The 14,804-nt window shown below is 36.5% G+C and carries 12 protein-coding genes; 5 read left to right on the forward strand and 7 right to left on the reverse strand.

Translation table 11 applies throughout. From position 1 onward, the window contains the following. The first annotated feature begins 98 nt into the window (after nucleotides 1–98). Genes AC1M9H_RS11655 through znuB form a run of 3 tightly spaced genes read left to right on the forward strand, consistent with a single transcriptional unit; the run spans nucleotide 99 to nucleotide 2,161 of the window. Nucleotides 99–590, forward strand: coding sequence for a transcriptional repressor (locus AC1M9H_RS11655; RefSeq protein WP_035268172.1), 492 nt, complete (start codon nucleotides 99–101; stop codon nucleotides 588–590). Further along, the gene (gene znuC / locus AC1M9H_RS11660; RefSeq protein WP_035268168.1) at nucleotides 569–1,357 is read left to right on the forward strand and encodes a zinc ABC transporter ATP-binding protein ZnuC; all 789 of its coding nucleotides are present in this window, start codon (nucleotides 569–571) and stop codon (nucleotides 1,355–1,357) included. The genes AC1M9H_RS11655 and znuC overlap by 22 nt, the downstream gene beginning before the upstream one ends. A 3-nt stretch (nucleotides 1,358–1,360) precedes the next feature. Further along, the gene (gene znuB, locus AC1M9H_RS11665) at nucleotides 1,361–2,161 is read left to right on the forward strand and encodes a zinc ABC transporter permease subunit ZnuB (RefSeq protein ID WP_481597755.1); all 801 of its coding nucleotides are present in this window, start codon (nucleotides 1,361–1,363) and stop codon (nucleotides 2,159–2,161) included. Nucleotides 2,162–2,178: 17 nt separating this feature from the next. Here znuB and AC1M9H_RS11670 read toward each other — a convergent pair whose 3' ends face one another. Both AC1M9H_RS11670 and AC1M9H_RS11675 read right to left on the reverse strand, forming a co-directional pair. Further along, nucleotides 2,179–2,661 carry a hypothetical protein gene (locus AC1M9H_RS11670; RefSeq protein WP_481613448.1) on the reverse strand — a complete coding sequence of 161 codons (483 nt, stop codon included), beginning with the start codon at nucleotides 2,659–2,661 and terminating at the stop codon, nucleotides 2,179–2,181. Nucleotides 2,662–2,694: 33 nt separating this feature from the next. Continuing rightward, nucleotides 2,695–3,315 carry a LysE family transporter gene (locus AC1M9H_RS11675; protein ID WP_481610232.1) on the reverse strand — a complete coding sequence of 207 codons (621 nt, stop codon included), beginning with the start codon at nucleotides 3,313–3,315 and terminating at the stop codon, nucleotides 2,695–2,697. A gap of 160 nt (nucleotides 3,316–3,475) precedes the next feature. Between AC1M9H_RS11675 and AC1M9H_RS11680 the strand changes: the two genes are divergently transcribed. Further along, nucleotides 3,476–4,396, forward strand: coding sequence for a Dyp-type peroxidase (locus tag AC1M9H_RS11680; protein WP_481613449.1), 921 nt, complete (start codon nucleotides 3,476–3,478; stop codon nucleotides 4,394–4,396). Between the two features lie 61 nt (nucleotides 4,397–4,457). On the opposite strand, the gene AC1M9H_RS11685 is transcribed toward AC1M9H_RS11680, so the two are convergent. From AC1M9H_RS11685 to AC1M9H_RS11705, 5 genes are all read right to left on the reverse strand, one after another. Further along, on the reverse strand, nucleotides 4,458–5,288 hold the full coding sequence (locus AC1M9H_RS11685) for a hypothetical protein (protein ID WP_481613450.1): 831 nt from the start codon (nucleotides 5,286–5,288) through the stop codon (nucleotides 4,458–4,460). 87 nt (nucleotides 5,289–5,375) lie between these two features. After that, nucleotides 5,376–6,275: a hypothetical protein gene (locus AC1M9H_RS11690; protein ID WP_481608097.1), complete on the reverse strand. Its 900-nt coding sequence runs from the start codon at nucleotides 6,273–6,275 to the stop codon at nucleotides 5,376–5,378. An 8-nt stretch (nucleotides 6,276–6,283) separates the two neighbouring features. Beyond that, nucleotides 6,284–8,464: a LysM peptidoglycan-binding domain-containing protein gene (locus tag AC1M9H_RS11695; protein WP_481613451.1), complete on the reverse strand. Its 2,181-nt coding sequence runs from the start codon at nucleotides 8,462–8,464 to the stop codon at nucleotides 6,284–6,286. A 15-nt stretch (nucleotides 8,465–8,479) separates the two neighbouring features. Continuing rightward, entirely contained in the window at nucleotides 8,480–11,785 is a 3,306-nt protein-coding gene (locus AC1M9H_RS11700; RefSeq protein WP_481613452.1) for a type VI secretion system Vgr family protein, read from the reverse strand. Nucleotides 11,786–11,941: 156 nt separating this feature from the next. Then, complete coding sequence (locus tag AC1M9H_RS11705) at nucleotides 11,942–13,642, reverse strand: NAD-dependent malic enzyme (protein ID WP_035268988.1); 1,701 nt, start codon at nucleotides 13,640–13,642, stop codon at nucleotides 11,942–11,944. Between the two features lie 297 nt (nucleotides 13,643–13,939). Here AC1M9H_RS11705 and AC1M9H_RS11710 point away from each other — a divergent pair, with 297 nt between their 5' ends. Next, nucleotides 13,940–14,542, forward strand: a complete 603-nt coding sequence (locus AC1M9H_RS11710) for a hypothetical protein (RefSeq protein ID WP_180028962.1) — start codon at nucleotides 13,940–13,942, stop codon at nucleotides 14,540–14,542. Nucleotides 14,543–14,804: the final 262 nt, after the last annotated feature.

Consider the following 14,804-nt stretch of genomic DNA (forward strand, 5'->3'; position numbering starts at 1 on the left):
AAACAGTTAAAAATGCCTATGCTGTTCGTAAGTTGCAAGGTCTCATGATACTATTTATGAGATATCCCCTTCCCTTTTCGAAGTCTTGAGGTCAGTCCATGAGCGCATGTTCACACGAACATCATGATACTTTACACGGTGTGCATGATCACCCGAATGTTGAAGCTCGTTTATTAGAAGCTGAAGCAAGCTGCGCTGCTTCAGGCGCTAAATTGACTCCGCTTCGCAAAGAAGTTTTAGAGTTAATTTTAACGGCCTCAGGGCCTATGGGCGCTTATGACTTGTTGGCGAAATTAAAAGGTAATGCTGAACGTCCAGCAGCACCTCCAACTGTTTACCGCACCCTCGATTTTTTGCTCGAAAAAGGTTTTATTCATCGTTTAACTTCAATTAATGCCTATATTCCATGTTGCCATCCTCGTGCTGGACATCAAGCCGCTTTTCTCATTTGCTCTAAATGCAATACAGTGAAAGAGGCTTCAGCTCTTGGTTTGATTCAACAACTTGATCAATTGGCTTCCTCTGATCATTTTCAGGCTCAACATAGCATTATTGAGATTTCAGGATTATGTCAGCAGTGCTCTCAGTAAGTTCTGCATTGCCATTAATTGAACTGCAGCAAATTAATGTGCGAATTGATGAAAGAGACATTTTAAAGAATGTTGACTTTCAGATTCATGACAAAGAAATTATTACCCTCATTGGTCCCAATGGGGCGGGTAAATCTACGCTTATCAAAGTGATTCTCGGAATTGTGAAGGCCAATTCTGGTCAAATTAAACATCATAAAGCCTTAAAGCTTGCTTACGTCCCTCAAAAGTTCAATCCATCCCACAGCTTGCCACTTCGAGTGAAAGATTTACTTGATTTAGAAAAGTGTGATCTTGCGATTAAACAAGAAATTATTCGAGATACTGGGATCATAAAATTACAAGATTCGAAAGTCCAACAGCTGTCTGGTGGGGAACGCCAGCGTGTACTTTTAGCACGCGCTCTACTGCGTCAACCCAACTTATTGGTACTCGATGAACCGATGCAAGGTTTAGATATTCAATCTGAAGCTGAACTTTATGATTATGTTCGAAGTCTACCTGAGCGCTACGGTTGCTCGATCTTAATCGTCTCTCATGATTTGCAGTGGGTGATGCAAGGTACACAGCGTGTGGTATGCCTCAATAAACATATATGTTGTAGCGGTTTGCCTGAAAATATTCAACAAGACCCTGAGTATCAAGCTATTTTCGGCACTAATCGAGTGTTCTACCAACATCATCACGATCATTGTGCACATGGTGATACAGCAACGCCATGTCAACACGATCCTCGTCCCCATATTCATCCAGAACCGGAAGCTTAGATCATGATGGAATGGTTACAACTTCTATTACCCGCATGGATTATGGGAACATTATTAGTGTTTCTAACTGCACCGCTCGGTTGTCTTATGTTATGGCGCCGTATGTCATTCTTTGCAGACACAATGGCTCATGGAACTCTCTTGGGTGTGGCGATTGCTGGCTTACTCACCCTCCCCTTATGGATGGGGGTTACGTTTACCGCGTTACTCTTGGTCGCAGTCCTTTGGGTATTGCATGATCCTCGCCTGCCCAACGATGCATTACTTGCGTTATGTTCAGCAACGCTGCTTTGCTCAGGACTATTGGTCATCCAACACCTCCCTGCGCTAAGACCAGAGTTGCTCAGTTATTTATTTGGCGATCTTTTAACAATATCTTGGTCCGACTTACCGACATTTGCACTGGTGATTGTCATTGCACTCTCTGTGCTCTATAAAAGTTGGCAATATCAAATTCAAATTGCGATTGATCCTGATATTGCGGTAAGTGAAGGTGTGAATGCGAAATGGCAGCGCCTTATTTTTATGCTGCTTCTTGCCTTATTTACAGTACTAGCTTTACGTGCAGTAGGTTCATTACTCATGGGTGCTTTATTGGTTATACCTGCATTAACCGCAAGACTTTTAGCACACTCACCTAAACATATGGTGCTATGGTCTTTTATTGTGGCTCAAATTGGTGTGACTGTGGGTTTATGGTCGAGTGCAGGTTTAAATATTGCGACAGGTTTAAGCATTGTATTAACCATGGCAATCGTATTTGCTGTGATTTTTATCATTCAAAAATTTAAAAAAATAGCCTGATTTATTTGGGCTATTCATTAATCTTGCTGCTTTATAAAATATTTATGAAGACAGAGAAAGATATAACAAGAGAATAAAAAAACCACCATAACCAATAAATTAATGAGGCCTTTTATCCATATCACATGCCAAAAGCCAAAAAAGGTCTCAGGCATAAACCAATATTCAACAATATAGAAAGGCAACCATTCGAATAGTAAACCGATTGCAGCCGTCATAAATAAGACTACATTGATCCACATCAAATAAACCATTTGTTTGAAAACAATCTTATATTGCGAAGTATCATCCACAATCATTTTTTTTATAAGGGTGGTGACCAAAACTAAAATCAATGTAAGTCCAAATGTGGCGCATATGCCAACACCCGCGCCCCACATCACAAACTTGATCCATTCCCACACACTTTCAGGCTGTAAATAAAAATACGCCCAAATATAGGGAGTTAAAATTAAGCCGCCCCCCAACAGAATAGTCAAAATTAAGATTATAATTTTCAATAAAATAACCCTCAATCGTTATTTTATTGTGTCTTATTGATGCACTAAACTCAATAAAAAAGCCGCACCTGCAAATAAACCTGCAAAGGTACGATTCATCACTTTTTGCTGACGAGGTGATTTAAGTAAACGCAATACCTTCGCTGCAAGACCTGTATATCCAGCCATAACAATAAGGTCGATAACAATCATCGTACAAGCCATGATGAGGTATTGTGGCCATTGAGGCTTTGAAAGATCCAGAAACTGTGGCAACACTGCCAATAAGAAGACAATTGCTTTTGGATTACTCATATTGACAAAGAAACCGCTGATTACTAGCTTCATCGCTGACTTTTGCTTTAAACCAGTCTGAATTTCGATGGACTGCACTGGGGCTTTCCACTGTAAATATGCCAAATATAATAAATACCCAACCCCAAACCATTTGACGATCAAAAATGCCAAAGGTGTCGTAGCAAATAGTACGCCTGCTCCCGCAGCGACAACTCCAATTTGAACCAAAAGTGCAAGTTGCAGACCAATTGCATTCCAATAACCTCGTTTGAATCCATAATTCAAACCACTAGACATAGATGCAATAGCACCTGCACCAGGCGAAATACTAATAACCCAACATGCAAGCATGTAGGCAAACCACATTTGATAAGACATAACGATTTGGGAGATTTATTTTGATGAGATTATATGACAATTCGACTTTTTTAAGATTTAAAATTTGAATGTTTTTTTAAACGTCTGTCTGTTCAGCACTATGATGATCAGGCACAATGTGATCAGCAAAATTAGGATATTATAATTTCAGGAGCCATGAATGACTTCCCAATCCGTAATCTTACCATTACCTTCAGATCATGCTCGCTTTATCACTTTGCGTTTAAAAGATTTATCAATAGATCAACTAAAAGAAAAACTTGAAGATCTCTTTACGACTCGTGATCGCTTAATTACTCAACATCCTCATGCTCAAATTAAAACTGCGGTGGCTTTTGGACCAGAACTTTGGTCACAACTTTACCCTCACCAACCAAAAGGTTTTAAACAGCTTGAACCAATTCAAGGCTCTTTCACCATGCCTGTGGTCCCTGCTGATGTTTTAATCCATATCGCAGCACAGCGCACTGATATTTGTTTTGCCTTAAGCCAAGCTTTTTTTGAAGGCATTCAGGATTTAGTTGAGGTTTTAGATGAGCGCGTGTGCTTCCGAAATTTTGATGGTCGAGATTTAACTGGTTTTATTGATGGCACCGAAAATCCTCAATTTCCAGATGATCGTGCTGAAACAGCTTTATTAGGTGAAGATGCAGGAATTTTCACTGATGGCTCATTCGTTTTTGCTCAACGTTATCGTCATGATTTAGATAAATGGAAAAAACTTAAAGTTGATGCACAAGAGCAAGTGATTGGGCGCACCAAACTCGAAAGCATTGAGCTTGATGACGATATTAAACCTGACAATGCACATGTGGCTCGCACCGTTGTTGAAGATGATGAAGGTGAGGAGCTTGAAATTCTTCGCCACTCTTTGCCATATGGGGATGGACGTGGTGATCAAGGTTTGTATTTTATCGCTTATACGAAAGATTTAACTCGTATTGATCGCATGCTGACACGTATGTTTGGAACTAGTGGCGATGGTATTCATGATCGTTTATTGCACTTTGTTGCGCCTTTAGATGGAGCTTATTACTTCGCCCCAAGTGAAGAGTTGCTAGAAAAGGTATTCGAAGATTAAACAATAGAAAGCCGACGAGAGTCGGCTTTCTTTTAAATAAATGTATAATCACTTTTAACATTTACTTTTTTAAAACTTTAAAACCCAAACTACCACAACCAACAGAGGCTGAAACACACTTTAGATTAGAGTTAAAAACAACATCAAAATCTTCAATTTTATCGTTTTTATTCTTAATATTTGCTCTATAAATATATTTCTTTGTATTATTGTCAAATATAAACTCATCACCTGCTAAAATTTTTTCAAAATTTGAATTTAAATTATCTGATGGAGAATTAACCACAGGAACTTCCATCACACTATTAACACTTTTATTGAATATAAAAAAATTAGTCGAAAAATTTTTATATGGTCTTTTAACATAATCTATTGTGCTAAATTCTCTTATTCTCCATGCTACAAGATTTTTATCATTGTATAATATTTTTAAATCAACATTGGATTTCTCAGGAATAGTACTTTGGTAAACATCGAATACTCTATTACCAGCTTGTACTTCAACACCATATTTTTTTAAAATATAACTACCTCCAGAGTAACTTTTACTTTTATTACCATAGTCAACTAATGTAATTTTCATCGTATTACTTATTTTTGAATATTTACCATATTGATCAATATATAAAACTGGCTCCTGAATTTGAGTTGCATCTTGTTTAAAATTTTGTGAATTTAAAGTCTTAGACTCACAGGATAGAGCCACGAATCCCAACATTACTACTGATAACTTTGAAATTTTCATCATATTGAAAATCCTATAATAATTTAGTTGAAAAAATGAGATGGGATCAAATCTACCTGTCAAGTCTCTACCCAATATTGCTGAACTTCTAGCTTCAAAATGTAAATGCTCGTTTATTGCGCTTTGTTTAACCACTGAATGGAACATATTACTTTGCTCTAAGTGAAGAGTTATAAGAAAAAATATTGGAAGATTAAGCAGTAGAAAGCCGACGTAAGTCGGCTTTCTTTAATTTTATTTAAAGTTATAAGTTTTTTTTCCTAATCCTTCAGAATATTCAACTTTGAAATCGCTGTCGATTAAAACCTTTTTATTTGCGTAGATATATTTTTCTTCTACCATTTGATTATTGTTAACCTTCATGATTCTTAAGTTTGGACCACTCTCATCCTCAAATGGTGAAATAATAATCTTAAAATTATCTTTCTCCAATATTGCACTTGGTCCATCATTAATATTTATAAAGTCATACTTCTTGAATAAAATACTCGTTGAAAATAGATTTAAATTCTCACATTCTTTAACTTTAATATCATTAATACATTTAAAATGTAAATCTGAATTGTAAATTATTGATGTTTTATAACTTTTTTTATTTTCATTTTTTTCTACTTCCATCTTTTTAAAATTATTTTTTTCAAATATATAACAGTCATTTTCAACATTAATATTATTGTCGCTTTTTGCAAATGTCGTTCCCGAAAGACAAATTTTATTATCATTTTTTGAAAACCTAATTTGGGGTTTTTCATCAAAAATTACTTGTAATCTTTCATCAACGAAGTTCCCTAAACTCTGTGGCAACGGTATAACTTTATTAGTTTTCGGATCAAGAAGAATAATATTTTTTATGTGCCTTCTCTCTCCTTTACCTATATCTCTTTTTCCATCATCCACTAAAATAATTTTATTATGAAAAAAATTAGGTTGATCTTTAATATGTATATTATATTTTCTGAGTTTGTCTTCACTACAAAAATCTACATTTATCTCCTCAATAAAACAATTAGAAACATTGTTTTTTGTTAAAACTGTTGCTGTAGAGTAGGAATCTTCACTCTGCTCTTTTGAATAAGTACAACTCGTAATTAAAAATCCAGATATTAATGTTATTAAATATTTAAACATATTCATTTTTCAACCTATTTGGCAGAGTGGTATTGTTTAATTTCTTCAAATATCATTTTAACCTTAGCAGTTGAATGACTATTTGCTCTGTTAGTATTTGATTCGTGATAACCTATTGTACCGTCAGAAACCACATTAGATTTATTTTTGTGACCTTTAGGCAATGCAATTGAAGCCCACTCTTTAGAGGCATCAATCATGGCCATTTCAACTGTGGAGCTTCCATTTGAAATTAGATTGTAAATTGCAGATCTTCCTCTCAATAAATGCTCTTTAAATACTCTTTCTTGCATATCTGCATCGTAAAGTTCATCACCAGTAAGATTCATTCTCGATTTTGCTGCAGATAATGTTGAAGGTATTGTTTGATATTTCCCAGTTGCAAACCGGCGTCGTTCATCTTGCCAAGTATATTTGGTTGAAGCATCCAATAGCTGATTAATTGTTTTTCCTGTTATTGTCCCAGGCAAATCATTCATTTTTCCAAACTTTACTCTTTTATTTTCAGGTGCACCCGCATTCCATGCTTCATAACTCCCCTCACCACTTGCTATAGCATCGCCCAATTCAATCACTAATTGATCAATAGTTTTGTCTGTAATTTTAGAGAGTTGTGTAGAAGTTGCAGTAAAACCTGCACAACTTAATAATGAGTTCAAGTTTAGCGATTTTGCTATATCAACTATTGAACCACCATTCAATTCAGTTACCGTTTTTTTAAAAAACTCATCTTCAAAATATATGTTTGATAACCTAGTAATATCAAAATGTACCCATGTTTGTGCTCCTGAAGAACCATCATTAAATACTTTAGGTTCTAAGTAAATTTTATTGCTAGCTCTCCGTTCAGTGGCATCCATTTTTACCGCCATAATATTCTTACGTATAAATTCCATATCCGCCAAATCACGGGTTCGAACTCCGTTTTTATTGATATGCAAATCTAGTGCTAAACCCATATGATTAACACTAGTCCTGCTTTTTTTCTTATTATTTTCAATGCACCTATATCCAGATTCAATATAAGCAATTTCTAAGTTTTTAGTTTTAAATTCATTTTTTAAATAGAAATTCAAAGCTTTCACAATCCAGATAAGTGATCTATGTAACCCAGGATATTCGTTAGCAATATTACTTCCAGATTTAATACCTCTTCTATTATTACCATAACCCGAACAACTACCACATGGGCATGAAGCTTTGTTCATAAAACTACTTACTGGATATTCATAGTAAAACTTATCAAGTGCCGCTAAAACACTTCCACAAATTTTGCCCGTTTCAGGAACGCCCATATAATCTTTTTGGAATTGTCTAATACATTTGGCAGTTAACTCAGTGAATTCATCGCTTGGTAAAGCCCCGCCAAAACCAGCTAAACGAATATTGATTTCTTGTATTAATTCACTCTTTCCACTTGAAATACATTGAGGATCAGTTTTACACATATTGGGGGCTGATGTTTTTGGGGTCCCACTTTCTTGACTTCTATCCTCTACCGTCAAAATTTTGACAGCTGAATCTACCGTTTCAGTAATAGCCTTCTTACCATCTTCGTAAACTTTGTTCAGCCACTCTTTTGCCTCATTCGTTAAGCCACTAAAGCCGTCGTTTCTTTCGGTACTCGATGTGCTTGTTTGTTGCTTTTTTGGAGAAGGTTTAGATTGCTTTATGGGTTTGGGTTTATCTTGAATACTCCTATCACCTGTAGCTGGTATATTAACAGGCAGCTTTAAAATTTGCCCAATATTTAGTCTATCTGGATTCTTTAACTGATTTAATCTTTCCAATGCTCTAACAGTAGTTCCATTTGCTTTAGCAATTGCAGTTAGCGTCTCACCTTTTCGTACTACATGAGTTTTTCTTCTATATACACCAGCAGCACCTTGATTATTGAGTGTTTTCAAATCCAATAGCACTTTGGGACTTGCGATAGTGACCAGCATACGATCTTTTGACATCACAAAACTTTTAACATTCAGCATCATTCCATTAAACATACTTTTGATATATACATCTAAGCTAGTGCCTTTATCTCTACTAATCTCAACAATACAACCAGCCGAATTTGTTGCTCCCGCAGCTATTAGTTGACCTGTTTTTTTATTTTTAACCTGATATTGAACTTTAGAAATAGGATTCCCAAATATATCTACTAGTTTAATAGTTACTAATGATTTCCTAGAGTTTGTCATAACTTAGACCGTATATTATTTATTATTATCTTTAAAATTTAGGGTTGCTCTATTTGAACTACCTAAAAAATCTTCTTCATCAAAGCCATCTATTGTTATTCCCCATTCTTCATCAGGGCCAATAAGAACTTGTATTTTTGAGGGATCTGCTGTGTTTATCTTGCCAGTTCGACCGTGCTCATCAATTTGACCTGAAACAAAAGAATTGGTGTCTGGTATAAATGCTTTATAACTCAGTTTACTAAAATCACTTTCCCAAAATAAATCATAAATGTCTAACTTATTGCTGAATAAAGGTGTATTTGGTAATTGCGGAAACTCATAAGAAATATTGGCTCCACCCGTAAACAAATGCTGCCCTGCCTTACTCTCAAATTTTCCACCCGTCGTGCTAAATACTCCACTAGCATTAATCTTGAGTTGCGAGCCACCTGCGGTCAGTACAATTTCTTTAGGGCTCGTAATTTCAATTTTATCTTCGGTTGAAATAAGCTTAATCACCTTACGTGCAATAGCTTCAATCGCATCATCTTGCGCTTGTAATTCAACTTTACCTTTAGCTGCGAACGCTCGAAATCCTTTCTGTGCAGCAAACAAACTGATCTTGTCTTGAGCATGCCCTACAATATTTTTTTGCGCACTTAAATTAATTGAACCCTGTGCACTCTCCGCAATATCTTGTGATGCTTGAAGAATAATGTCCTCAGGCGTTGTTAATGCAATCCCATTGGGTGAAGCCAAAAGCATGAGCGCCTGTCTAAATAAACGCCCTTGCTCTTGTTTTTTTTGATCAGAACTATTTTCTAATCCTTGAGTATATCCCTCCATAAAACCTGTCAGTGTGCTTAAGGCTTTTATTGGATTAATATCATCTTTTTTGTTTGCACCACCAAAACCAGTGCATAACACAAGCTGATCTTCCATATTCAAGTCAACGCTCGAAATTGCTTTACTCACATCTTGAAGTGCTTGAAATGGGTTATCTTTAATCCCATTTTTAATACTTTCAAATTTCCTCTTTATCGCCTCAGAACCATATTCTTGTACGTTATCAATAAATTCCTTGAGATTATCAACCGCTTCTTGAGCATGCTCAAAGTAACTATTAAACTCATCTACAATACCAGCAGCATTACCACCTAAAGTACCAATATCCTTAATAAAGCCACCACAATCTTTCAATGCATTTACTGGATCCTTCGCTATTCCCTCTTTAAATAAACTCACTGTAGACTGCAAAGCTTGAGCACTACTTTTGATTTCTAATGATTGAATAAATTTAGGTAATCTACTAATTACATTTAATGCATCCGATTGTTGTTTTACTGCAATTTCACTGAGCACTTTCATACTCTGCTCACTCTGACTCAACAATGATTGAGCCTGTGCAGCTTCAAGATGGTCAGCAATTGCTTTTTCTTGTGCATAAGTCGTAATGAGCATTCCTTTCCCTGCACGAACAGCACCATAAGCATCAGTTCTCAGCTCAAATCCTTCTCCACGTCCATCACTTTTCTCCTTATCCTTAGGATGACTCAAATTACCCAGATTCAATTGAGTTGCCGCATGACTACTTTGCAACTGAGTACTAATTTGTCCTGTCGTATCATCAAATCGGAGTTGGTTAAATCCAGAACCACCAACTTCTGCCGTGCGAATTCCACTGAGTTTTTTTGTATCAGGTAACTGCCCCTTAACATCAAACATGGTTTGATGACGTTCAGCCTCATGTAAACGCCCAACAACGAAAGGTCGATCAACATTTCCATCAAAGAAGTCAATGACTACAATTTCACCTATACGTGGATGGAATCTTGATCCATAACCCTCCCCAGCCCAAGAGGTTAAAACATCAACCCATGCAGAGTCTGTATCATTATCATTCGCCCCTGCCCCACCATCATGTTGATGGTCATCATTACGTGTAAATACGAAGCGAACCTTAATACGTCCCCATTGATCCACATAGATCGTTTCACCTTCAGGTCCAACCACTTTTGCCCGTTGAGGATAAGCAACTGGACGATGTTTCAATGGATCATATTCTGGAACAATAGGTATAGCTCGGCGCACTAAACTCAGTTCTGTAGATAAACGCTCATCTGTTTTTGTCTTTTTCCAACGACTTAAATCAATTAATGTTTCAATTTGATTATTTAAATCTTTAGGTAAATTATTTTGATTAAAAAAATGTTTTCCTAAAATAATAAATTGGCGATCTGCCCCTTGATGTTGATCTATTTCTGGATGACCCATAAATTCAAACCAATACCCAACATTGGCATCTCGAACGCTACTCACCGCAGTAAAGTATTTAGCCTGCAAATCTTGGTATTGATTGAGTTGTGTATTCAGTTTTTGCAGTTGTGAATTGTTTGATGGAGTGGCTTGATCTTCACCTTTTAAATCAGCAATCCAAGCAGGACTCACAGTCCATGCTTGTTCTAGACTTAAGGTTTCATTGTCCAACTGGTCACTATGTTGATGAGCACTGAGTTGATAATCATCTTGATCTTGCGCAAGTATATCGCCCTGCCAACGTTGTACCTGAATTGCTGTAGATTGTATTGAGCGTTGAGCAATAAAGCTGGTAATCGTATCAAAACGTTCTGTTGCATGACTGCGATGGAATCTGAGCGTGCGTCGATCTAAAGGCTCGTACTGACTATTTTCATCTATTAGCCTTAATTTTTGTGATTGAATTTCTTTCACTGAGAATGGCACAGTTTGATCTGTCTCATCAATCAACCAATTAATGCCTTCACTCCGCCATAAGCGTGTTAGAAAATCATAGTCTGATTCGTTGGCTTGCATCACAAATGGACGTATATCATATGATGCTTTTAAACCCGCCGTTGACAGACTCAAAGCGGCACTAAATAACACGCTTTTCGTCTGCCACTCTTTAAAAATAATCTCAGTGATATCAACCACGGATTTGTTCATAAATACGCGACTGTTACGGCGTTTGTGCCAAAGTGAAGTTGCATCTTCAACAGTCAACTTATATAAGGTCAACGCTCCATCACTTTGACCATGGCTCACCCCTGTCACAATCCCAGTAGTCCGAGCTAATTTTCCAAGATCCGTAACTTGATCGACAGCCACTAAACAACCAATGAATTGCTTAAGTTGTAAATGCGCATTCGTCGATAAGCATAATACTTCAGCTTTTAAGCCTTGATTAATAAAGTGTTGACCCTGAATTCGTTGAATGAAAACTTGGCTATCTAATATTGGATTAGAAAATTTAATATGTAACGCGCGCTTTTGCGGGCTCAGACCCAAGCCTTCTATAATTGAATTGATATTATTGAGCATAGAATGATTAAAGCTATTATTATGATTTTTGAAAATTGTAGCGTATTCCGCTCAATCTTGCTTTTAAATATTGTAATTATTCTAAACAAAAAAATAGGAACCAACGCATTGATTCCTATTTATTTCCAATCAATTTATATTGAAAATTCAAGTTTTTTAAAATGGAATTCGCTTATAGCGGCGATATTCAGGTTTCCAGAAATTATCTTCAATACTTTTTTCGATCAGCTCATCACTCAATGGCAAAGCAACACCATCCTCAATTGCCGCTTTTGCAACCTTAAACGCGATGATTCGGGAGACTTTCTGCAAATCATTGAGATCAGGAAGTAAGTCGTCGTCAGGGTTTTGCAATTTTGGAGAGCAATCTGCTAACGCCATACTTGATGCCATCAGCATATTATCTGTAACACGCGTTGCCTGCACAGCAATCACCCCTAAGCCAATCCCTGGGAAAATATAAGAGTTATTACACTGAGAAATATTGTGTAGCTTATCTTGATAATTAACTGGCATAAATGGACTACCAGTTGCAATCAAAGCGCGACCGTCCGTCCACTGAATAATATCTGCTGGTACGGCTTCTACACGCGACGTTGGATTCGACAATGGCAATACAATAGGATGCTCGCAATTGGATGCCATAGTTCGAATAATTTCTTCAGTGAACAGACCCGGTTGTCCAGAAACACCAATCAACACAGTCGGGTGTGCATTTTTTACAACATCTAGCAATGAAATGATGCCTTCCGCATCAGCCCACGCGGATACATTTTCTGAACTTTGAACCAGTTTACGCTGAAAATCTAAAAGGTTTGGTTGATTATCGGTCAATAATCCAAAACGATCGACCATATAGATTCTTGATCTTGCCTCAGCATCACTCAAACCTTCAGCCACCATTTGCGCAATGATTTGCTCAGCGATACCACAGCCCGCTGAACCAGCACCCAAGAATGCCACTTTCTGGTCACGTAATTGCTTTCCTGCAGCACGACTTGCTGCGATTAAGCTGCCGACTGCAACAGCAGCAGTGCCTTGAATATCATCATTAAAACAACAATATTGATTACGATATTTTTCCAGCAATGGCATTGCATTTTTTTGAGCAAAATCTTCAAATTGAATCAAAGCTTTTGGCCAACGGCGTTTAATCGCACGAAGTACGTCATCCACAAAGTCATAGTATTCATCGCCACTAATACGAGGCTGATTCCAACCTAAATAAATTGGATCATTTAGCAACTGTGCATTATTGGTTCCTACATCCAATGTAATGGGTAATGTATACGCTGGGCTAATACCACCACATGCGGTATAGAGAGATAATTTTCCGATTGGAATTCCCATCCCACCAATCCCTTGGTCACCTAAACCAAGAATGCGTTCACCATCTGTGATTACAATGACTTTGACGTTGTTCTTATTCACATTTTGTAAAATATCGTCAATGTTGGCACGATCAGGATATGAAATAAATACACCACGATGACGGCGGTAAATATCAGAAAATCGTTGGCAAGCCTCACCTACCGTTGGGGTATAAATAATCGGCATCATCTCTGATAAATGATTTTCTATGAGGTGATAAAACAAAGTCTCATTGGTGTCTTGTATATTTCTCAGATAAATATGCTTATTAATGTCGTCATGAAATGACGTAAATTGTTGATATGAACGTTGGTGTTGCTCTTCAATCGTTTCAATCACATGAGGCAGCAAACCGTTTAGATTAAAACTCGCTCGCTCCTCCTCAGTGAACGCAGAGCCTTTATTAAGAAGAGGTAGTTCAAGCAAAGTAAAGCCAGCATAAGGGGTATAAAGAGGGTGTTTTACTTCAGTGTGTTCAGTTGTCATCTCTAATCTCATGGATCAGGCCTAAATTCAGACCTTTTTCATTTCATTTTTACCATTTATTTAAGAAATAGCTTAAGCCGAAATGAAGACAAATGTATATTTATAAAATTGATAATAATATTGGCAGTATTTTTAAATTTTATAACTTCAATCCATCATTCTATTGATAGAAAATTAGATAAAACTGTCACATTTCAAATGTATTATTCATGTTTATTAACTTTTTTTTGCAAACTAATCTGAACGATTCAGCTAATATCGGATTCAATCGTATTTTTACTTCATTATTAGACCCACATGAAAATTACAGCTAAAATTGCCATTTTGCCATTAACTATTATTTCACTGCTAAATGTAACGGGTTGCCAAACCATCACTGACACGACCTCAAAGGTCGGTGATAAAGCACTTTCAATGGTGGGTTTAGCACGCGCCGATAAGACCCCTGAAATTGATAAAAAAGGCATTGTCGATATTAGTAAAACAACACTCGAGCAAATTGAGAAACTTAAACAAAATATGCCGATTGGTCAGTGGGTATATATCGAAAATGACCTTCAAGGAATTTATGACTTACAAAACAAAGCAGTTGATGGTCACATGCTGTTCCTGCGCTTAAATTGTAAGAATAGTGTCCAAAAACCAAGTCTCAGCATACAAAATGCGGAAGGATCAGAAATTTTAAATAGTCTTCAGCCTGAAGTTGGAACGATCCAAGTACTACTCGACAATAAGAATTACGGAAATCCTTTTAGTTTGGCGAATCAAAAAAAATTAGCGACATTTCAAACTGCTGCTCAAAAAGCCAAAACCATTAAAATCTTCCATGCATCTAAGTTATACACTTTCCAAAATGGTAAAGCAGAATTACTAAATAAGCCTGTCACGTGTATGGCTTAATTTCGAGTCATAAAATTGCCTGATTTCTATTTAAATTCACATTAAATGAGATAAAGACAATCAGGCTCAATTCAATCATCGATATGCATTAGATGTAAAAGATTAATTTCATCATCGTTAATTCTGCAAATAGCGCATAGTGATTAAAAAAACTGATTTTATTATTTTTTATGTCGGATAAGTTTTATTCAACGCAAATCTGCTTCGCTAATGAGCGCTAAATTTGCTATATTTGTCGTTTTTCTGCGACATTAATTTTTCG

Source organism: Acinetobacter sp. ANC_7512, assembly GCF_056779935.1.

Excerpts from the sequence above, each read along its gene's own strand:
- AC1M9H_RS11705 (WP_035268988.1), bottom strand. The coding sequence starts at position 13,642 with ATGACAACTGAACACACTGAAGTAAAACACCCTCTTTATACCCCTTAT.
- znuC (WP_035268168.1), top strand. The coding sequence starts at position 569 with ATGTCAGCAGTGCTCTCAGTAAGTTCTGCATTGCCATTAATTGAACTG.
- znuB (WP_481597755.1), top strand. The coding sequence starts at position 1,361 with ATGATGGAATGGTTACAACTTCTATTACCCGCATGGATTATGGGAACA.
- AC1M9H_RS11700 (WP_481613452.1), bottom strand. The coding sequence starts at position 11,785 with ATGCTCAATAATATCAATTCAATTATAGAAGGCTTGGGTCTGAGCCCG.
- AC1M9H_RS11680 (WP_481613449.1), top strand. The coding sequence starts at position 3,476 with ATGACTTCCCAATCCGTAATCTTACCATTACCTTCAGATCATGCTCGC.
- AC1M9H_RS11655 (WP_035268172.1), top strand. The coding sequence starts at position 99 with ATGAGCGCATGTTCACACGAACATCATGATACTTTACACGGTGTGCAT.
- AC1M9H_RS11675 (WP_481610232.1), bottom strand. The coding sequence starts at position 3,315 with ATGTCTTATCAAATGTGGTTTGCCTACATGCTTGCATGTTGGGTTATT.
- AC1M9H_RS11690 (WP_481608097.1), bottom strand. The coding sequence starts at position 6,275 with ATGAATATGTTTAAATATTTAATAACATTAATATCTGGATTTTTAATT.
- AC1M9H_RS11685 (WP_481613450.1), bottom strand. The coding sequence starts at position 5,288 with ATGTTCCATTCAGTGGTTAAACAAAGCGCAATAAACGAGCATTTACAT.
- AC1M9H_RS11695 (WP_481613451.1), bottom strand. The coding sequence starts at position 8,464 with ATGACAAACTCTAGGAAATCATTAGTAACTATTAAACTAGTAGATATA.
- AC1M9H_RS11710 (WP_180028962.1), top strand. The coding sequence starts at position 13,940 with ATGAAAATTACAGCTAAAATTGCCATTTTGCCATTAACTATTATTTCA.